This window comes from Collinsella tanakaei, assembly GCF_016902615.1.
Classification (GTDB): Bacteria; Actinomycetota; Coriobacteriia; order Coriobacteriales; family Coriobacteriaceae; genus Collinsella; species Collinsella tanakaei_A.
The window spans coordinates 53,827-74,299 of record NZ_JACJMB010000002.1 but is presented as its reverse complement, the minus strand read 5'-3'; the positions used below and the strand labels follow the sequence as shown (position 1 = coordinate 74,299).

Here is a 20,473-nt window from a genome sequence, read left to right as displayed (position 1 = left end):
GGGCCCCGCGGGGCCCTTCTTGCTCTCGATCGAATATGTCTGCATGCGCTACATGAACTGCGAGTTGTAGAGGCTCGCGTACGCGCCGTTCTCGGCAAGGAGCTCGGCGTGCGTGCCCTGCTCGATGATCGTGCCGTGGCTCATGACGAGGATGAGGCCCGCATCCACGATCGTGGACAGACGGTGCGCGATCACGAAGCTCGTGCGGCCGGCCATGAGGTTCTCCATGGCGTGCACGATCGCATGCTCGGTGCGCGTGTCCACGCTCGAGGTCGCCTCATCCAGGATGAGGATCTTCGGGTCGGTGAGGATCGTACGCGCGATGGTGAGCAGTTGCCGCTGGCCCTGGGAGATGTTCTCCGCGTCGTTCGCGACCCGCGTGTCGTAGCCGTGTGGCATCGTGCGCACGAAGAAATCCACGTGCGCCATCTTGGCCGCCTCGATGATCTCCTCGCGCGTGGCGTCGGGGCGCCCGTAGGCGATGTTCTCGGCGACCGTGCCATCGAACAGCCAGGCGTCCTGCAGCACCATGCCGAAGTTCTGGCGCAGCTCGGCGCGCGTCATGGCGTGCGTGTCCACCCCGTCGAGCGTGATGCGCCCACCATCGACCTCGTAGAAGCGCATGAGCAGGTTGATGAGCGTCGTCTTGCCGGCGCCCGTCGCGCCCACGATAGCGATCTTCTGGCCGGGCTGCGCACGGAAGGACACGTCGTACATGAGCGTCTTTTCCGGTGTGTAGCCGAAGCGCACGTGCTCGAAGGCAACGCGACCCTCCACGGGCTGCGGCACATGGAGCGCGACCTCGGGCGCCGGGTCGGGCTCGATCTCCGGCTCGTCCAGGATGTCGAACACGCGCTCCACGCTCGCAAGCGCGCTCTGCAGCGTGTTCACCGTCATGGACATCTGCGTCATGGGCTCGGAGGCCTGCATGATGTACTGGAAGAACGCCTGGAACGTGCCCACGGTCAGCCGTCCGCCGATGAGCATGGCGCACCCGATCATGGCGATGACCACCTGCGCCACGCGCCCGACGAAACGGATGCCCGGGCCGGTCGCGTTCGTGAAGAAGTCCGCGCGACGGCTCGCGTCGGCGAGCTTGTCGGACAGACGGTGGATATCGGCCGAGCTCGCCTGCTCGCGGTTGAACGCGCGGATGATGACGCGGCCGCTGTAGGCCTCCTCCACCGCACCGGTAAGGTGCCCCACCCACATCTGCCGCTCGGCGGCAAGCTTCAGGTTCTTGCCGGCCGCAAAACGGGTGAGACCGATAGCCACGGCCGAGAACACCAGGAAGATGCAGGCGAGCAGGGGGCTGTAGACGAACATCATCACCACGGCGCCCACGATGCTACCCACCGCGGTGAACAGGCGCAGAAGGCCCGTCTGGAGCACTTCGGACATCTTGTCGAGGTCGTTGGTCGCACGGCTCACGATCTCGCCGGGCTTGTGCGCATCGAAGTAGGACAGCGGCATGCGGTTGAGCTTCTTGGCGATGCGGTTGCGCAGCGCGAGGTTCAGGCGCTCGGCGAATCCCGCCATCGTGAACACCTGCGTCGCGTAGAACACGAAGGCGAGCGTCCACACGCCGAGGTACACGGCGATCTCGCGCCCGCCGTGCGCCCAGTCGACCGTGAAGTCGCGGCCTTCGGCGAAGGCGGCCTGGATCTCGGTCCACAGCGCATCGATGACGTGCGCCGAGAACGCGGGCGCGGCGACGCTGAACACAGTGTAGAGCACGACGCACACGAGCACGATGCCGAAGCGCCAGCGCTGGCCAGCGGCCTCGGTCCACAGGCGGCGCACGGTCGCCACGGTATCGCGCGGAACCTCGGGCGCCTCCTCCTCGTCGAGCCCGAGCGCCTCGAGCGCGCGGGCGTCGCGCTCGAGGCGGTCGTTCTCGTCGAATTCGGACAGGTCTGCCCCTGCCGCGGCGATATCGGCCGTCTTGCTGACGCGCTCCTTATCGGACATCGCCCTCACCTCCCTTCATCTGCGACTCGGCGATCGAGCGGTACACCTCGCAGGTCTCCATGAGCTCCTCGTGAGTGCCCACGCCCTCGACCACGCCGTCTTTCAGCACGACGATCTGGTCGGCATGCAGGATCGTCGAGATGCGCTGCGCGATGATGAGCACCGCGGCATTGCGCGTCTCGGGCACGAGCGCACGGCGCAGGGCCGCGTCGGTCTTGAAGTCGAGTGCCGAGAAGCTGTCGTCGAAGATGTAGAGGTCGGCGCGCTTCATGAGCGCGCGGGCGATGGACAAGCGCTGGCGCTGGCCGCCCGAGAAATTCGTGCCGCCTTGGGCCACCTTGGCCTCGAGGCGCTCGGGCTGCTCGTAGACGAACTCCGCCTGCGCCACCTGGATCGCGTGGCGCATCTCGGCATCCGTCGCGTTCTCGTTGCCGAAGCGCAGGTTGCTCGCGATGGTGCCGGAGAACAGCCACGCCTTCTGCGGCACGTAGGCGATGCGGCCGCGCAGCTCCTGCTGGCCCATCTCGCGCACGTCGCGGCCGAGGAAGCGAACCGAGCCCGCCGTCACGTCGTGGAAGCGCAGCAGCATCTTCGCCACCGTGGACTTGCCCGAACCCGTCGAGCCGATGATGGCCGTCGTCTGGCCGCGCCGGCAGCAGAAGTTCAGGTCGTGCAGGGTGTCCTCGTCGGCGTCGGAGAAGCGAAACGACGCATGGTCGAACGCCGCCACGACCTCACCCGGCGCAGACGCGGCGCCCCCGCTCGGCTGCTTCGCGTCCGCCGCGGCATCTGCGGGGTCGCAGATCTCGGGCTTGAGGTCGATGACCTCGGCCGCGCGATCGAGGCAGGCCTTCGCGCGCGGCAGGGTCAGCGCAACCATCTGCGCCGCCATGATGTAGAACAGGATGAGCATGGCGTACTCGAGCACCGCCGAGATGCTCGCGATCTCCATGGCGTGCGCGCCCACGCGGTCGCCGCCGAGCCACAGCACCGCGACCTCGGTGATGTTCATGAGGAAGAAGCTCGCCGCATCGACGCCCGCGAACATCATGTTCACCTTGATGGCGGAGCTCGCGTAATCGGAGAACACCTCGTCGAGGCGGCGCTCCTCGTGGCGCTCCTTCGTGAACGCACGGATGACGCGCACACCGATGATGCTCTCGCGCAGCACGACGTTCATGCGGTCGATGAGTCCCTGCAGGCGCGTGAAGATGGGGGCGGCCTTCGCGATGGTGATGCCCGCGATGGCGAGCACCACCACGGTCACCGCGGCGAGGAGCAGGCCCATCTGCCAGTCGATCATGCAGGCCATGATGATGCCGACGACGCACAGAAATGGCAGCGGCAGCACCATCTGGATCGTGGCGATGATGGACTGCTGCACGACATTGATGTCGTTCAGCGAGCGCGTGATCATGGAACCCGTGCCGAAGCGCTCGAAATCGCTGTTCGAGAACGCAAGCGAGCTGTCGTAGATGGCGTTGCGGATGTCGCGGCCGACGTTGGACGCCAGGCGCGCCGCCAGGTAGGCGCCCGTGAGCGCGCCGCCGCTCGCGAGCACGGAGGCACCGAGCATCAGCAGGCCGCCGCTCACGATATGATCCATGCTGCCGCTGGTGATACCCTCGTTCACCATGTTCGCGAGCATCGTCGGCACGAGCAGCGTGCCCGTGTTGTCGAGCAAAAGCACCACGAGCGTCACCGCTACCAGTGCCCTATGCGGTCTCAGGAACCTGAGCAGCAATTTCATGCAGTCTCCCCTTCCCCTCTCTTCGTCATCGTCGGTGTGCACGGCACCCCTTCCTCATCGGTCTCGAGTGCGGCCATCTCCGCCGCGAGTGCCGCCGTGTAGGCGCGTGCGAGCGACATGAACTGCGCCCGCTCGTCGGGAGCGAGCGTGCAGAACGCCCGGCGCTCCGCCGCCTGCCCGGGCTTCACGTAGCGTTGGGCGAACGCGCGGCCCGCCCCCGTCAGATGCGCAACCTTGTTCTTGCGGCTGCCCTCCTCGAAAGCGAGCTCGATGAGCCCGCGCGCCTCGAGCGACTTGATGGCCGAACTGATCGTCTGCTTGCTATAGGCCCATGAATCGGCGAGCGAGCGCAGCGCAAGAGCACCTCCCGCGCGGTCGATGTCGTACATCATCCAGTACGCGCAGCTCGAGAGCCCAGCGCGGCGCGCGAACACGTAGTAGATGCGGTCCGCCTCTTTATAGAGATAGTCGAGTTCGCGCGGATCATCCGGCGCTGTCGGGACGTCCGATTCCCCCATGCCACCTTCCCTTGATACGACGTGCATTCCGAATATCAGCAGGGCATGTTAGTCCGATTTCGGATAATCGTCAATGCAGGAGGATAGAGCGGCAAAACAGCCGCCGGCGTGACATCGCTGCACAAAGAACGCCCGTCGGAGCGATAGGACCGACGGGCGTGGGGGAAAGGCGATGCTACGGACGGCGTGCGCCGTCGTGCGCCTACAGTGTCCATCCCTCCTGGATGGACTCGTGGAACGTGGCATTGTCGCACAGATCGTGCAGGCTCTGGCCATCGCGCCACGGAAGCTCAGCGAGCTCGGACAGGGTGGTGACCAGCTCGGAGCAATCGGTGAAGCGACCCTTCTCGTTCAGCTTCGAGCAGTCCTGCACGCGCCAATATCCGTCGGTATGGGTGATGTAGTACTGATCATCATCGATATCCATAAACACACGGGTCTTGGAGCGCAGGTAACCAAGGAGCTCCTCGAAGCTCAGGGGTATCGTCTCGTCAGCCTTCAGTCCCATGATGGCCTCCTAGCTGTCGGGCGCCGATGTCGGCGCGGTTTACTGACCGATACAACAAGTAAACCCGTCTGGGGACATATATATGCGATGAAATTGGTGGGCGGCAGAGAACATCGGTGCAACGGCCAAACAACCCCGTCCCCGATGAGGACACGCGATGCCCTACACGCTACCCGTAAAGCTCGTTGTAGCGGTCGATGGCGCGGTCCGCGGCCGAGGATGGATCATGGCTCAGAAGATGACGATTCTTGATGAACACGATCGTATCGCTCACCTGATCGACATTGTCCAGGATGTGGGAGCTCATCACGATTCCCTTCCCCCGCTTCGCCATGCCGCGCATAATCTTGGTGTGGAGCTGCACGTTCGTCGGGTCGAGCGCGTTCATGGGCTCGTCGAGCAGCAGGTAGCGTGCATCAGTAAGGTAGGCAATCGCCAACGTAACCTGCTGCTTCATACCCTGTGAGCACGCACGCACCCGCTTGTTCGCAAACGGCTCGATCCCGCATTTTTCCGCCACGTCCTCGGCACTCAGGCGTGAACGCCACAGGCGCTGAGCCATACGCAGATGCTCGCGCACCGTCAGGTTCGGATAAAGCAGGCTCGCGTCTCCCGGCGCGTAGAACACCGCGCGCTTGAGCGCCGTCCCATCGCGCGGGTCGATGCCGTCCACATCAAGATTGCCGCGCACCCGTGCGCCCGGCAGGCCCGCGATGGCACGAAGCAGCGTGGTCTTGCCGTAGCCGTTCGGAGCAACCAGCCCTGCGATGGCACCGGGCTCGATCACGAGCCGCTGGTCCTCAAGCAGGATATGCGAACCGTACCCCATAGTGATGCGATCGAATGTCAACATGCTTTCCCCCTTATCGATAGGCGATGAAACGAGCAGCCGGCACACGGCGTGGGCGCCGATCGCGGCACAGAACAGCAGCCGCTGCGGCAACGCAACAGGAAACGAGCGCATTCGCGAACATGGTGGTCACGAGATGGCGGCCTATTGCGGCGCTCGCCGTCAGGATCTCCCCCGCCATGCTCGCGACATGCGGGTAGGAAAGCACGCCCCATCCGTTTGCGGTCCCGGCGATCAGCAACGCCCCCGTCAGCGCAAGCGCGTCGACGATGACGCCGAAGGCAATCGACAGCGAGATGTGGGCGAACAGCCGCATGCGGAGGCGCACCGGTGCGCCTCGCAGCAGTCCCGCACGCATGCGCACCGCGATGCGCACAGCCATCACGCACGACGGCGCCGCCCACACCGCAAGCGGGATCACGCGCGAGAGAAACGCCAGGTAGGGTATACCCGGCATGTCAGCCGCCGTTGAGAACAGCCGCACATCCCCGCAGGCGCGCAGCATCCGGAAAAACGACGCCCGCATCGCCGGAGAGCCTTCCCCCTGGACGCTGCCCTGAGCAGAGGACCCGGCAGGCGCGCCCTCGGCACACCATGTCTCATAGGCGATCGCCGCATCCACGAAGGCCCCCGCATCGCGTGAATAGACGACCTCGCGACAAAACGCGACCTGCTGCTCTGCCGCCTGGCGCTCCTCGATGGACATGGCGGACGCCCGCTCGGCATAGTCCGCCTGCAGGACACGCAGCCGCTCCTCGTACCACGGTCGCTCGAAGACCGCCATGCCCGAGGCGAACCCGAAAACGACGGGGGCTATCGACATGAGCACAAGGGCAGCCGTCACGCATGAAAGCGGAACGCCGCGTGACGCTGCCACCAGCGACGAGGTGTATTCGGACAGCGTTGCCGACCGGCCGCCATATTCGGAGACAGGGTCTGACGTCGCCCGCATCCTGGCATGCTTCCCGGCAGGCGCATCCGCGGGGTCCGACGACCCGGACGCAAACACGCCGCCGCGCGGAGTCCCCGTGCCCCTGAAATCCCCCCAACCACTGTGCGCCCGCAGGCGTCGAATCGTCCGCACGCCGTACACGAGCGCCAGCGCGAACACGCAGGCTCCAGCGGTTATGCCAAGCACCGTCGCACCCCGCACGACACTCATACCGGCCAGGGGGATGGCAACGTTCTCGGCATTGATGAAATAGCCGAGCGAACCCGTGGCGAGCGGGACGGCGAAATAAGAAGAGGGCAACCAGGGAGCGATGTCCGCCAGAGGCGACCACGTCTCGAAGTACTCGGGCGCAAGGGGCACCGCAGCGATTGCCGCGACCGCAACGACAGCGGGTGCCACATGGTGGGTCAGCTGGACCGTAAGCTCTGCCGCGCATGCGAGCACCAGCGCAACCAGCATATACAGCACCACCGCCTGCGCCACGATTGCGCCCGCATCGGTGAGCACGGGTGTACGCGCCCAGAAGAACGCGACAGGATACGACGGGTCGCCCACACCATTGACAACCGCAAGCCAGATCACAGCCGGTGCCATGGTGACACCGAGCGCCGCGAGCGAGAGCAGCGTCGCCGCGACGATCGTGACGGCCGATGCCGCGCCGCCGGAGATGGGCGCAACCGCCAACAAACGCTCGCGCGAACGCCACGAAACCGTGCGCACGGCGACGATGGCCATCGGCAGCAGCGCCATACAATACGCTTCCGGCGCCAACGGCCCCAATGCCTCGACCTGATATGCGGGCGCAGTGGATAGAAGGGTCCCCAGCTGCCGTGCCCCGGGCACGGCCAGGTTCTCTTGCCACCTAGCGGCAAGCATCACGAGCGCAGGCATCTGCGCTGTGGATGTGTATACAGCCGGATCGCCAAGCTCGACCAGGCGCTCCATGAAGCGCGCCCGCAACTCGGAGCCGGCAGCATCGGTTCCCGCCATACGCCCCGCTCCCGCCGCGTGATCTGCCTCGAAACGCTCATAGCATGCCTCCGCCTCGTAGAACGCCCGATCATCCGGCGCGGTGAGCATCTCGTCGAAGAGCACGTTGCTTTCGCGCAGATATGCTTTCGAGCGCTCCTCGGCCTCCGTGGAAGACGGCGCATCGAGCCACGCTTCGTTCTGCGCGCGCACTGCCTCGTTGAGCTCAGCCTGGAACTCGACCGCCTCACGGCTCAGAGAGCCGAACATCGGCACCCCAACCACCGCGAGCTCGAAGCATAAAAAACCGGCCATCAGAAGAAGCAAGGCGATCAGCAGCCTGCTTCTGATGGTCGTTCGAATCACGATTCCGGCAAGACGCCATGCGTCCGCCCATCGCCGTGTGAGGGTCATCGTCCTCATCTCCTTGTCCATCTGCGCCCATGCCGGAACCGCGCACGCGTCCTGCGCGCGCCATGAACGCTGTGTACCAGCACCTCTGCGCATAGGGCAGAACACCCGAGAGCGCACGGACACCCTGCGTGCACGCGAAAGCTGTGTGCGTAGGCGCCGACCGCATCAAGTCAACCAGGAGGGGAAACACCACAAGAAGCCCGAGGCGACACATCTGATGGAGCGCAGCTGCTCGTCCGCCCGTGCGCGCCTCGCTATCTGCAAACGCGACGCAGGCGCACACGACGACAGCCGTCGCGCACGCCCGTGCGAAGCTGTGCGTGATCGCCGCAGCAGCGATCACGGTCAAGCTTGCGATGAAATTGATGAGGAAAAGCGCCAACCCGCACGCCACCAGCAGGGAAGGCCCATGGGAGACGACGGCTGCGCCCTGAAGCTGGAGGGCAACCAGCTGAGCCGGCATCGCGGCGACGCACAGGAACACTGTGCCCCATGCAGCGGAGCGGAGCGACATCCACACCACAAGTGCGATCCGTGGCAGATAAGAGAGGACGGGATGCGTTGTTGACGGACAGCCCGGACGCGGCGCGGGAGTCAGCCTGCTCGCACCGGGCGGGGCACCCCGGCAGATCCGCCACGCGAACCCCAATGCGCAGGCTATCGAAGGGGCGATGAGGACCACGAGCGGCGTGAACCGCAGCAACGCAAGCGTGTAGCCGACAACGCCGAGCTGCGCCATCGAGGCGACGGACGCCTCGGAATCGACCCGCGGTGCAAGAAGCGGCCAGACAGCAGACACCTGTGTGAGCACGAGGACGGCCCACATGACGGGACTTCGCATCATGTGCCACGGTGACCAGACGGCAGCCGGTGTCGCCGGGCTATCCGACGCCGCAGGCGATGCGAGGCGCACGCCCAGCGCCGCCGCGCCAAGCAGCGCCCCCGCAAACGCCGAGAGCACGATGATGCCGCCAAGCGCGCCCGCCCCGACGGGCGAGGAGGTGGACGACGAGGACACGATCACATCGCGGCAGACGCCCGTCAGGCGCGCAACATCGAAATACGTCGTCGGCAACGATTGCGCGAAGTCGGAAACGGGGCCCAGCGGCGCAAAGTACCAGGGCTGCGCCACAGCGAAAAGCATCAGCGCCATGGCCGCACGCGCGACCTTAGAGTTCCGGGTAAACGCTAGAGACACAGTGCTCAGGGCGGCTACGAATCCCGCAAGCGCCACGTAAAGCGCTGCGCGAACCACCAACACGGCGCCGACCGACAAGATCTCGTACGCCGCGCCGCGCATCGTCACGGCAGGATAGGATAGGTCGCCCAGCCCGTTGCGCATGTACGCGATGATTGCCGCCGGCAGGACCGCCGCCGCGCAGGCGACGATGCCGATCGCGGTCGCGAATGCCGCGACGCCGGCGATGTCGCGCGCGCTCGGCTTTTCGCCGCCACGGCAAACTGTCACCCAGGCCGCATCGGCCCCACGCAGGACCGCCCACGCAAGCGGAATGAGCAACACGAGGAAATCGAGCGATCCGTCGTACGAGGGCGCCTTATCGCCCATGAGCTGGGCGATATTGAGCGCAAGAGGCGCTGCCGAGAACTGATCGGAAACAAGGTAGAGCGCTGCGGGCATATCTTGCGGCAGCCGATAGAGCTCCGGTTCGCCGAGCTCCGCCACCGCATGAAGCTGGATTGCCCGCGCATCGTAATACGCCCGATTAGATCCCGTGAGGCCAGAGACCGTCTCGTAATACGCGGCCATGGCGGTAAGGTAGGTCTCCTCATCCCGCGCCGCAAAGGCATGGGTGAGCGCCGTGTACTGATCGCGCGCGCCCTCAAGCGCCCGCTGTGCCGCCGCGCTTGCGGGCAGCGCCGCCACCTCGTGCTCCAGCTGCGCAATCCTTGCTGGAAGGCCGTCGTATACAGCGCGCAGCGCATCATGCTCGGCGATGGTCTGCACCTCGCCCGACCGCAATGAGGCTGATGTGGATGGCTGGAGTGTCGGCAGGGCGATAAGCGCGGCAGCAAGCGTCAGGACGGCGACGAACGCACGTCCGGTCAGCGCTCTATATGCAGCTCTCAGCCACTTCCGGTCCATATCGAATCCCCTCGACGGAGCCGATATCCCCCTTATACCACTCTATAACGACGAGAGCGTGTCTATACGCAGAAATTGGTAGGCGGTGGATAACTTTGGAGCAGCGGCCGATTTGCTCACTTTAGCGGTGTGCAGTGACCGTTGGCGTTGTCCGCAGCGACACAAATTGACCCGCCCCCATCTTGTCACCCTTGCTTGCCGAAAGCCTTCATAAGTATGGTCACAATGCCGCAGATCATGCCACCGATGGGCCAGGCGGCCCAAAACCATGCAGACGAGGTGCCGAGTGGCTCGAAGGCGTCGGGGTCGGGGGAAGACAGCACCGGTGCGAACAGCAGCACAAAGGCGATGATAGTGGCCACGATCATGATGGCGCCGCATACAGCGCCGATCTTTTGGTCGGCGCGTTTGCTCGCCAGCAAAGCCTCACGGCGCTCGTCGTCCAGCTGCGCGCTGACGATGTCCTCGACCTCGAGGTCCTCCGCAACGGAACGGTTGTATTCTGCGACATCAGTGCGGCCGAGCAGCATGCCATAGTGGATGATGTTCCACACGCCCAGCGCGATGAAAAACAGCAGGAAGAACAGGGCAACGTTTTCGGTGGCCATCTCCTCGAGCATGACCAGGCAGCCGATACCCACAAAAATGAGGGCGATGCCCATGATGAGGCCGACCGTAAACGATTTGCGTGCGCCCAGGCGATCATCCTCGGTGTAGAAGTCCTCGACGAAAGGGTGCGCTTTGATGAACGCGGAATGATCCATGCCGGCGGGGACAAGGAACGCAAGGCCGACGAGGATACCTGCAAGGACAATGATGACGAAGAGGCCGTCGCGCGCTCCCACCGAAGCCAAGTCGACCGCACCTTCAAAGAACAGCCCGATGGCGATGCCGACCAGGATGGCCGCAACGCCGGTGGGAATCTTCCAGGCCATCATACGCTGATGCTCGTCGTAGCCGCAGATGTCGGTCGGCGGACCGGCGGGCACGGACGCCGCCTTGGGCTCGGGCGCACGGCCGGTCAGATCGCCCTGCACGAGATCGTCGAGCGTACATTCGAAAATCTGGCAGAGCTTGAGGAGCTTGTCCATCTCGGGATAGCTCTTTTCTGCCTCCCAGTTGGAGACGGTTCGTTGGTTGAACTTGTTAGATTGCCTCTGAAACTCGCAGGTCAGGGGCGGTGGTGATTACTTGGAACTTGGGGCGGTCGGGCTGCTGGTACGAATCTGGTACGAATCGTTCCTCGGTTTGTACCGGGGCTTGCTCTGGTGCTCTCGTGCGGCGTGACGGGCGGACGTGGCGGACCTTGTAGGGGCGGCCCTTCGGGGCGTCCTCGGCGTGCTTCACCATGAACTCCTCCTCGGCGCCGATGCTCTGGAAAGCGTCCTCCATGACGTCGGCGGCCTTACGCTTCTGGTCCATGTTCACATGGGTGTAGATGTCCATGGTGATCGTGGCGCTGGCGTGGCCGGCGAGCTCCTGCATCACCTTGGGGTGCACGCCCTGCTGGGCGAGCATCGAGAGGTAGGAGTGGCGCAGCTCGTGGAGGCACCAGCCGTCCAGGCCGAGGAGCCTGCGGTCGCGCTCCCACCATTTGCCGAAGGTGTCGGGATGCACGCGCTGGGCGTAGAAGTCGAGCACGACGGGCGTGTCCTCGGTCTGCTCGCTCCAGCCCTTCTTGAGCCCCCGGTGGAGGTAGTTGCGCGTGAGGAAGTACTCCTGCTGGGCCTTCTTGCGGCGCAGCAGCGCATCGCAGACGAACTCGGGCATGGGGAGGTTCCTCATGCCGGCGTGGGTCTTCGCCTCCTTGAGGTTGCGGAACGCGTCGAAGTTGTGGTTGACGGTGAGCACCTTGTTGTCGAAGTCGATGTCTCGCCACGACAGCGCGCAGATCTCGCCCCGGCGGAGCCCCATCGTGATGGCGAGGAAGTAGCCGATGTCGCACGAGGTCTCGACCTCGAGCTGATCGACGAGCTGTCGCATGCGAGCCGGCGTGAGGGCCTGCTTCTCCTTGGTGTCGACTTTGGGCGTCGCCACCTTGTCGATGGGGTTGCGCACGATGACCTCGCGCTCAACGAGGTCGCGGAACATGAGGTCGAGGGTCTTGTTGATCTGGTTCAGGTAGGCCCCGCTCGACGGTTTTCCCGAAAGCGTGTCGCCCTGGCGCATCGCCGCGTACATGTCCTCGATCATCTCGGGCGTGATGAGGGCGACGTCGGCCTTGCCGATGTGGCGGGAGACGGCCTTGAAGCAGCGACGATAGCGCAGCTGCGTGTTCTGAGAGAACTCGCCGGACAGGTCGCGCCGCTCCATGAAGTCGGCGGCGCACTCCTCGAAGGTGGTGCCGGTGCGCTTCCAGACGCGGTCGTCCTCGATCTCCTCGATGAAGTCGCGCAGAGCCTTCTTGGCCTGGGTGTAGGTCATGTCGTTGACGCGGCGCGTGCGGGTCTTGTACTTGCCCGTGCGGGGGTCGAGCCCCACGGGGACGCGCAGCTGCCACTTGCGGCACTTGCTCTTGGGCTTGTCCTTCTCGAGCTGGACGATGGTGCCCTCTCCGGTTACCTTGGCCATGTTTAGCACCTCCTCTCGAGGAGGCGGACAGCGGTTTGATGGCTGATGGGCATTGCCGCGCGGTATGCGCAGATGGCGGCGCCTGTGGCCGCATGGTCGGTCGATGGCATATAATGTCACCGGTCCTTTCCTTGTTAGCGCTTGGTTGGGACTGTCTTTGGGCTCGTGGGAGGTACCAGCTCCTGCGGGCCCGTATTGTTTGTGCGATGCCTCCTTCCTGTTAGCCGCGGTTGTTGTCGAACGAGCCGCCGAGGCCGTGGGCAAAGGCGTTGCGGCGCCGGCGCATGCCGTCGTAGGCGGACGTGATGCCCTCCAGAACCTCGCGGTCTCGCTCCTCGTACTGTGCGGAGAGCATGTTGGAGAGCTTGTAGCAGGCGAGCTCGATCGACAGGGGCTCCTTGGGCTTCGTGTCGCGTATGAGGAAGCGCTCGCCCGCCACCTCGAACTCCCAGCCGTTGTCGCGGGCGTTGCGGCGCCCTACGCTCTCCGCCATGTCGAGGGCGTCGGCGATCTCGCGGTCGCGCTCGTCGGCGAGGCGCGTCTCCACGAACTCGAGGAACCGCGCGCGCAGGGCGTCGGCGTCGCCGAGCGACACCAGGTCGATGAAGTCGGCTTCGCCCGAGCCCATGGACTCGTAGAACTGGCGGCTGTACTGCTGGACGAGCTCCTCGTAGCGGCGCTGGTCCTGCGCGCGGTCGCGCGCCTGCTCCTTGCCGTCCTTGTACTGGATGTAGTCGAGGTAGTCGTCGAGCAGGCCCTTGTTCTTGTCGGACAGGGCGTCGTAGGCGCGCTGCACGGGGCCGCGCATCTCGCTGGGCTTGATGGGCGTGCGGCCGACGACGGCGTCGATGGTGCAGCCGAGGAAGTCGGCGATGATCCAGGCGCGCTCGATGGGGATCTTGGCGGGTTCCTGCTCGTAGCGGGTGTAGGTGGGTGCGGGTATGTCCACCGCCTCGGCGAAGTCCTTTGCCGTGCGGTATCCCGCCTCCTTCCTGAGATTTTGCAGGCTGTTAGGCACGGCTCGGCCCTCCTCGGATGCGTGCGTCCTATGGAGGCCCGGTACGTAGAGATGCCTCCTGTAGTATCCGTTGGAATCATATTACAACATTGAGAATCACCAAGCAACCAGTTTTACAATCATTAGGCGAGTTTGTATCGCAATGTGATTCTAAGCGTGGTAATGTAGCGCGTACGGACGGGGGACACAAGGGAGCCCTCGCGAGGGCGCGGCTTTGCCGCAGGAAGGGAGGGGTCATGGTCAGGAGCTTCCACGAGCTGCCGCTGCTGATGACGCCGAAGCAGCTTGCCGACGCGACCGGAGAGCACGTGAACTCTATACGGCGAAGCATCGCCGCCGGGCGGATTCCGGCGGACAAGGTTGACGGGCGGATCTACATCTGCAGGGATCTGGTGTTCCCAAACACGGCGAAGGGAATGGTGGGGCATGGCGACGACGCGCGCGCCCGCTGAGCGGTGGTGGCCGGGTGCCGGTGCGGGGGCGCTTGCAGGCGCGCCCGGATGCGGCGGACCGGTCGGATACGGCCCCGAAGGGGCGGCGAGCGCGGTTGCAGCCACGCCCGCCGCGATGAAGATTCCTGGCGGGATTCTTCGGGGAGACAGTGTAGCGCATACGGCGACGGGCGGTGCTTCTCCATGGCATCGCTAGAATACGTGCCCGCTGAGCTGCGGGCGGAGGCGCGCTGGGTGTGCTGGCGGCGCGAGGAGCGCGGCGGCAAGGCGACGAAGATCCCGGTGTGCGCGGCGAACGGGCGCATGGCCAAGTCGACCGACCCGGCGACGTGGGCGACCTTCGAGGAGGCCGTGGCCGCAGTCGGGCGGTGGCGCTGCGACGGCGTTGGCTTCGTGTTCGGGCCCGACCGGGCGTACACCGGGCTCGACCTCGACCACGTGATCGAGGGCGGGACGCTGGACGCTGAGTACCGCTGGGTCGTCGAGCAGGCCGGGACGTACACCGAGGTGTCCCCTTCCGGGGACGGGCTCCACCTCATCTTCCGCGGGAGCAAACCCGACTGGGCGCAGCGCTCGCGCCGCGGCCAGCCCGGCGGGCGCGTGGTGGAGATGTACGACCGCGACCGGTACTTCACTGTTACCGGGGCGCTCTTCGAGGGGCACGATGCCATCTCGGAGAATCCTGCCGTCGTCGAGCGGGCGTACCGGACGTGGATCGAGCCGGAGGCCGCGGCGCAGCCGGCGCTGTCGGCGGCGGGCACGGGCTCGTCCGACGGCATGGATGACGACGCGCTCCTGGAGCGCATGTACGCGTCGAGGAGCGGCGACGCCATCCGGGCGCTGATGGCCGGCGACTGCTCCGCGCAGGGAGGCGACCGGTCGGCCGCCGACATGGCGCTGTGCTCCCACCTAGCCTTTTGGTGCGGGCGCGATGCCGGCCGCATGGACCGGATCTTCCGCAGGAGCGGCCTCATGCGCGACAAGTGGGACAGCCGGCGCGGCGGGACGACGTACGGCGCGCAGACCATCGAGCGCGCGATTGCGGGATGCACGGACGAATACAGGCCGAGGGACCGGCGGGCGGAACGGCCTTCTCGCCCTCAAAATAAGAACGCGTGTTCGACTGCAACGCGGCGCGAGCAGCAAGGGGTACCCGACGATGACGCCGCGCCGAGGGAGGCCACAGATGGGGCGCCCTCGACCGAGGGCTGGCACGTGGACGACCGCGGGCGGCTCTGGGCGGCGGACGCGGCCGGCGAGCTGCGCTACACCGTGACGGCGACCGCGCCCTGGATCGCCTGCGACCTGGTGGACGTCGACACGGGAGACGTGCGCGCGCTCGTGCGCGTGGCTGTGGCGGGCGGCATGCGCGAGCGGGCGCTCGACCGCGACGTGCTGCTCAACCAGACGCGCATCATCGGGGCGCTGGCGCCGCTCGGGGCAAACATATCGAGCACGAATTCCAAGGACGTGGTGCGCTACCTCACCGACTGCGAGCGCCGGTGCGCGGGCGAGCGTCCCCGCGCGCGCAGCGTGACGCATCTGGGCTGGGCGGACGGCCCGCTCGGCGCGTTCATGCCCTACGACGCGGGCGGCGAGGTGCGCTTCGACCCCTCGCCCGACGAGGCGCTGAAGGCGCGCCCCTTCATGGAGCCGGCCGGCACGCTTGCCGAGTGGGTCGCGGGCGTCGCCCCGGCGCGCGCGGCGTCGCCCCTGTTCCGCTGCGTCCTGGCGGCGAGCTTCGCCTCGCCTCTCGTGGCGCTTCTCGGCGTGCAGACCTTCATCGTCTACCTGTGGGGCAGGAGCCGCAGCGGCAAGACGCCGACGCTCAAGGCGGCGGGCAGCGTGTGGGGCGACCCGACCGAGGGGTCGGACTCCTACTTCCGCACCTTCGCGGACACGCCCAAGAGCATCGTGAGGGCCGCGGCGCTGCTCCATGACATCCCCGTGATCATCGACGAGCTGCAGAGCAAGGGGGCGCCCGGCGGGCAGGCGACTAAGCGCCAGATCGTGGAGGACCTCCTCTACTCGCTCTCGCTCGGTCACGAGCGCGGGGCGCTCAACTCCGACCGCTCGATGATGCGGGCGGGCAGCTGGCGCTCGCTCACGATCGCCACGGGCGAGATCCCCATCGTCGGGGACTCGACGCAGCAGGGGGCCTCGAACCGCACGCTGGAGCTCTCGGGCGAGCCCTTCGCCGACGTGCGCGCGGCCCAGGCGATGCACCGGCTCGTCGCCCGGCAGCACGGGACGGCGGGGCGGGCGTACGTGGCGGCGCTGAAGAGGAACGAGCCGGCGTTCTACGCTGACCTGTTCTCCCTCGTGCGCGACGGCGTGGGCGACATCGCCTCCGGGCACCCCCAGGCGGACAACATCGCGCTGCTGGCGCTCGCCGACGCGCTCGCCGAGTACTACGTGCTCGCACCGGGCTCCGAATGGGCGTCGTGCCTGGACGGAGCGATGACGATGGCGGCGTGGGCGCTCGGCAACGCGACGGGGACGGAGAGCGACACCGACACGCGCGCCATCCAATTCGTCGCGGAATGGCTGGCGGGCAACCGCATCCACTTCGACGACTACTGCGAGAACGACCGGCTGGAGCGCTGGGGCGCCATCGAGGAGAAATCGTGCGCGGCGGGGTTTCGCTGGTACGTGTTCTCGAGCGTGCTGGAGCGGGCGCTCGCGGGCGCGAACTTCGACCGTGCCAAGACGCTGCGGCGCATGGACGAGGAGCGCATCCTCGTGCGCGACTCGGGACACCGCTACACCCGGCAGAAGCGGTTCCGCAACGCCGGGCGCGTCTACTGCGTCTGCATCGACAACGAGGCGCTGGAGGCGTTTCTCGACCGGTCTGCCGGGGCCACGGGCGCTGGCGCCGCCGGCATCGCGTCTCAAGGAGGCGCGCCATGTTGAGACGGGGTTTGAGACGGCCGTACCGGCTGGTGAGGGTGGTTGCCCACCCCTCTTGTCTTGCTGTCTTGACGGGAAGGAGAGTTGATGGGGCATCGCGCGCGGGCGTGCGCGCGCACATGCGCGCAAGGTGCCCGGGTGCTGTTCTGCTTGAGACGTTGAGACGGGCGGCATTTGCGCTGGCAGCGGGCTTGCATTGTGTCTCAAGCGGCAGTGTTCGGCGCGATGGCGCACGCGGGCGGCGTATGAGACGGGCCGGGAGGGGGCGAAGATGAGCTGGTGGACGGAGGAGCAGGACGACGTCCTGCGCGAGGTGAGCTTCAGGGGCGCGGCGTTCGCCGCCACCGAGATCGAGCGGCGCTGCGGCGTGCGCCACTCTGTGCGGGCGGTGGAGATGCGCGCGAGCCGTATCCACTGCTCACTGGCGGTGCAGACGGTGTGCCCCTCCTGCGGCGCGGTAGGCGTTAAGATCAATCGGCAGACCGGCATGTGCCGGCGGTGCACCGAGGAGTACCACCTGGCGCAGGAGCGCGCCTTCAACGAGCAGCTGGAGCGCGAGCGGGTTGCCGCCGAGGAGGCGTCCGAGATCGACGACGTGCGGCGCGAACGGGACATGATGCGGCAACGCAACTCGCGGCTGTGCCGGAAGTACGGGCTGAAGGGTAAGCGGGAGCGGAAGAAGTAATCTGGCGGCGGTGTCTGGATTCGAACCAGATGTGGCTAGAACCTTGATAGTCCATGACGAGCGCTCGGCCACCGCCGCCTAGCCACGTAGCCACCAGTGAGCAAAAGCTTGACAGGGCAGATACAAATCCGCTCATCCAACCACCTCCTTGAGCAAGCTCAAACAGGCAGAGGCCAAACTCCATCATGGCGCTAACAAGCTATTGGCGCGCATCCATTCTATTCCTTGTGACAGGCTCTGAGAATCCACCGTGAGGGAATCTATGACGCTCACGGGGGTGATTGCATGGCGAGGCGGGCGAAGCTGACGCAGGAGATGGTGGACGAGGCGATCCGCCTCAAGGCGGACGGGCTCTCCAACGGCGACATCGTCTGCGCGCTGGGAATCCACGAGTCCACTTTCTACCGGTGGATCGGCGACCCCAAGAACAGGCTGCAGCGCGAGTTAAGCGAGGGACTAAAAAAGGAAGAATCGGCGTTCAAGCGGACGCTGCTCACGACGATCCGCTCGGCGGCGCTCGCGCGCAACCAGTATTGGACGGCCGCCGCGTGGCTCCTGGAGCGCAAGTACCCCGACGAGTTCGGCAAGGCCGAGCGCCAGCGCGACGACGCGAAGGCGGACGCCGCGCCGAGGATCGTGCTCGGCGTGGTGGCACAGCCGGTGCAGGAGAAGTTGCCGGGATTCGACGAGGGCGGCTCGAATGGTTGACGCATCGGCGCTCGTAATCCCCAAGTTCCACGACGTGCTCGGCGACGTGATGGCCCACGGGCACACGCACTACTGGCTCCACGGCGGGCGCGGCTCCACGAAGTCGAGCTTCATCAGCGTGTGCATCATCCTTCTCCTCCTGGCGCACCCGGAGGCGAACGCGGTGGTGGTGCGGCGGTTCAGCAACACGCTGCGCGACTCGGTGTTCCAGCAGGTGACGTGGGCGGTCTCGGCGCTGGGGCTCGACCAGTGGTTCCGGGCGCGGATCTCTCCGATGGAGCTCACGTACCTGCCGACCGGGCAGCGCATCGTGTTCCGCGGGGCGGACGACCCCTTGAAGCTCAAGGGCGTGAAGTTCTCGCGCGGGTACGTCGCCGTGGTGTGGTTCGAGGAGCTCGACCAGTTCGACGGCATCGACGCGGTGCGCTCGATCCTGAACTCGCTCAGGCGCGGCGGGGACGACTTCTGGATCTTCTACTCCTACAACCCTCCCCGGACGCTCTGGAGCTGGGTGAACCGCGAGGAGCTGGAGCGCGAGCGGCGGGCGGACACGCTGGTTCGGCAGTCGAGCTACCTCGACGTCGTCGAGAGCCACCCCGAGTGGCTGGGCGCCCCCTTTGTCGAGGAGGCGGAGTACCTGCGCTCGGTGGACGAGCGTGCTTGGCGGAGCGAGTACCTGGGCGAGGTGACGGGCACCGGCGGCTCGGTGTTCAACAACGTCGTCTCGGTGCGGCTGTCCGATGCGCGGGTGCGGGGCTTCTCGCGCACGCGCTGCGGCGTGGACTGGGGGTGGTTCCCGGACCCGTGGCGGTTCGTGCGCTGCGGCTGGGAGCCCGGCGAGCGGCGGCTCACGATCTTCGGCGAGCTGTCGGCGAACCGCAAGACGCCTGCCGAGACGGCGGCGTTGGTGACCGATGCGCTCACCTACGCGGACGCTCCGGGCGAGGACGCCCACCTCCACGACGAGCTGATATGGTGCGACGACACTCCGGACGGCAAGCAGAGCATGGCCGTGTGGCGGCGCGAGGCGGGGCTTCGCGTTCGGCCGGCGAGGAAGTCCAACATGCGGCGGCTGTCGTACGAGTGGCTGGCGGGCTTGCGCGAGATCCGCATCGACCCGGAGCGGTGCCCGCTCGCCTACGAGGAGTTCCGGCTCAAGGAGTACGACCGCGACCGCGACGGGACGTGGGTGGACGACATCCCGGACGGCAACGACCACTCGATCGACGCGGTGCGCTACGCGATGATGGACGACGTGCTGCGAGGGTGATGTGCGCGGGCGTCCTTCTCGGCAAACGAGGGTTGCGAGGGAGTGCGGGGCGCGCGGTAGCCGGGAGAGGTTGCCGCGCGTCCTTCTCGGCAGCTAAAAAACGGGAGAGCAACGAACGGGGTGTGCGTGAGCGCGGGACGGTGCCGGCGAGATTCACGACACGAGGGCGGCCACCGCCCCGTGGGGCCATCGTGCGGACCGTGACCGGGGTTTTCCACAAGGGGGATTTCGGGTGTTCTTCTCGGCATGAAACGCTTCAGGACACGGGGCGACGGTTCGCGCGGAGCGCCGAGGGGTTATCAACAGCTTATCTCCGGAATGTGAAAAAGCGCTGGTGGACGTGCGTGGATGGGCGTCCTTCTCGTTCTTCTCCTCCCCTGCGGAGCAAGGCCCCGCAAGGGGGCTTGCGGAGCCCGCGCAGTGACCGCGAAGCGGGCACGGAGCGGTGCGGAGGGTGACTGCGCAGCAGGCACCCGTAGCTGCGGAGGCAGACCCGCTCGCGGGGCTGCCGGAGCGTGGAGCAAGACGGACCGGGCGCCGCCGGGAGATGCGATGTGGGCGCCGGCGCGCGGCGGCGGCCGGGCTGGCTTGCGGAACAAGAGCGCCGACCTTGGCGGCGCGACGGACGAGCGACCTTGGGCGCGAGGAGCCTGCTTATGCAGCCCGCATAAGCAGGAACATGAACATGGATAGCGGCAATAAGAGGGGCACCCGAATAACGGGGCTCTCGCGCGCGTGCACATGAACACGCCCGTGCCCTCTATGGGATAGCGGATATAGCGGCATAAGGGGAAGAAGGGAAAGCAACGGCAGCAGACCCAGA

General features: G+C 66.3%; 15 protein-coding genes. 5 read left to right on the top strand and 10 right to left on the bottom strand.

Features of this window, described 5'->3' with window-relative positions; all coding sequences use genetic code 11:
• Positions 1 to 48: 48 nt before the first annotated feature.
• The 10 genes from H6A21_RS01205 to H6A21_RS01160 form a co-directional block, all read right to left on the bottom strand.
• The gene (locus H6A21_RS01205) at positions 49 to 1,971 is read right to left on the bottom strand and encodes an ABC transporter ATP-binding protein (RefSeq protein ID WP_204559768.1); all 1,923 of its coding nucleotides are present in this window, start codon (positions 1,969 to 1,971) and stop codon (positions 49 to 51) included.
• A complete protein-coding gene (locus H6A21_RS01200; RefSeq protein ID WP_204559767.1) occupies positions 1,961 to 3,721 on the bottom strand; it encodes an ABC transporter ATP-binding protein in 1,761 nt (586 codons plus the stop codon). Before H6A21_RS01200 ends, H6A21_RS01205 begins: the two co-directional genes overlap by 11 nt.
• Positions 3,718 to 4,239: a MarR family winged helix-turn-helix transcriptional regulator gene (locus tag H6A21_RS01195; protein ID WP_204559766.1), complete on the bottom strand. Its 522-nt coding sequence runs from the start codon at positions 4,237 to 4,239 to the stop codon at positions 3,718 to 3,720. The genes H6A21_RS01200 and H6A21_RS01195 overlap by 4 nt, the downstream gene beginning before the upstream one ends.
• Positions 4,240 to 4,441: 202 nt before the next feature.
• Positions 4,442 to 4,747 (bottom strand): CDP-alcohol phosphatidyltransferase, encoded by a 306-nt coding sequence (locus H6A21_RS01190; RefSeq protein WP_204559765.1) that lies wholly within the window; start codon positions 4,745 to 4,747, stop codon positions 4,442 to 4,444.
• A 169-nt stretch (positions 4,748 to 4,916) separates the two neighbouring features.
• Positions 4,917 to 5,600 (bottom strand): ATP-binding cassette domain-containing protein, encoded by a 684-nt coding sequence (locus H6A21_RS01185; RefSeq protein WP_204559764.1) that lies wholly within the window; start codon positions 5,598 to 5,600, stop codon positions 4,917 to 4,919.
• Positions 5,601 to 5,610: 10 nt separating this feature from the next.
• Positions 5,611 to 7,788, bottom strand: a complete 2,178-nt coding sequence (locus H6A21_RS01180) for a hypothetical protein (RefSeq protein WP_204559763.1) — start codon at positions 7,786 to 7,788, stop codon at positions 5,611 to 5,613.
• The gene (locus H6A21_RS01175) at positions 7,766 to 10,036 is read right to left on the bottom strand and encodes a hypothetical protein (protein WP_204559762.1); all 2,271 of its coding nucleotides are present in this window, start codon (positions 10,034 to 10,036) and stop codon (positions 7,766 to 7,768) included. The genes H6A21_RS01180 and H6A21_RS01175 overlap by 23 nt, the downstream gene beginning before the upstream one ends.
• 185 nt (positions 10,037 to 10,221) lie before the next feature.
• Complete coding sequence (locus tag H6A21_RS01170; protein ID WP_239462549.1) at positions 10,222 to 11,127, bottom strand: XRE family transcriptional regulator; 906 nt, start codon at positions 11,125 to 11,127, stop codon at positions 10,222 to 10,224.
• 55 nt (positions 11,128 to 11,182) lie between these two features.
• Positions 11,183 to 12,607, bottom strand: a complete 1,425-nt coding sequence (locus H6A21_RS01165) for a tyrosine-type recombinase/integrase (RefSeq protein WP_204559761.1) — start codon at positions 12,605 to 12,607, stop codon at positions 11,183 to 11,185.
• A gap of 220 nt (positions 12,608 to 12,827) precedes the next feature.
• Entirely contained in the window at positions 12,828 to 13,625 is a 798-nt protein-coding gene (locus H6A21_RS01160) for a helix-turn-helix domain-containing protein (protein WP_087196390.1), read from the bottom strand.
• Between the two features lie 236 nt (positions 13,626 to 13,861).
• Between H6A21_RS01160 and H6A21_RS01155 the strand changes: the two genes are divergently transcribed.
• The 5 genes from H6A21_RS01155 to H6A21_RS01135 all read left to right on the top strand — a co-directional run bounded on the left by H6A21_RS01155 (position 13,862) and on the right by H6A21_RS01135 (position 19,650).
• Entirely contained in the window at positions 13,862 to 14,077 is a 216-nt protein-coding gene (locus H6A21_RS01155) for a helix-turn-helix domain-containing protein (protein ID WP_066834602.1), read from the top strand.
• A gap of 183 nt (positions 14,078 to 14,260) precedes the next feature.
• A complete protein-coding gene (locus tag H6A21_RS01150) occupies positions 14,261 to 16,990 on the top strand; it encodes a DUF927 domain-containing protein (protein ID WP_204559760.1) in 2,730 nt (909 codons plus the stop codon).
• A 268-nt stretch (positions 16,991 to 17,258) separates the two neighbouring features.
• The gene (locus H6A21_RS01145) at positions 17,259 to 17,672 is read left to right on the top strand and encodes a hypothetical protein (RefSeq protein ID WP_087201945.1); all 414 of its coding nucleotides are present in this window, start codon (positions 17,259 to 17,261) and stop codon (positions 17,670 to 17,672) included.
• A gap of 285 nt (positions 17,673 to 17,957) precedes the next feature.
• Positions 17,958 to 18,380 (top strand): hypothetical protein, encoded by a 423-nt coding sequence (locus H6A21_RS01140; protein ID WP_087201947.1) that lies wholly within the window; start codon positions 17,958 to 17,960, stop codon positions 18,378 to 18,380.
• On the top strand, positions 18,373 to 19,650 hold the full coding sequence (locus H6A21_RS01135; RefSeq protein ID WP_087201949.1) for a PBSX family phage terminase large subunit: 1,278 nt from the start codon (positions 18,373 to 18,375) through the stop codon (positions 19,648 to 19,650). Before H6A21_RS01140 ends, H6A21_RS01135 begins: the two co-directional genes overlap by 8 nt.
• Positions 19,651 to 20,473 lie beyond the last annotated feature (823 nt).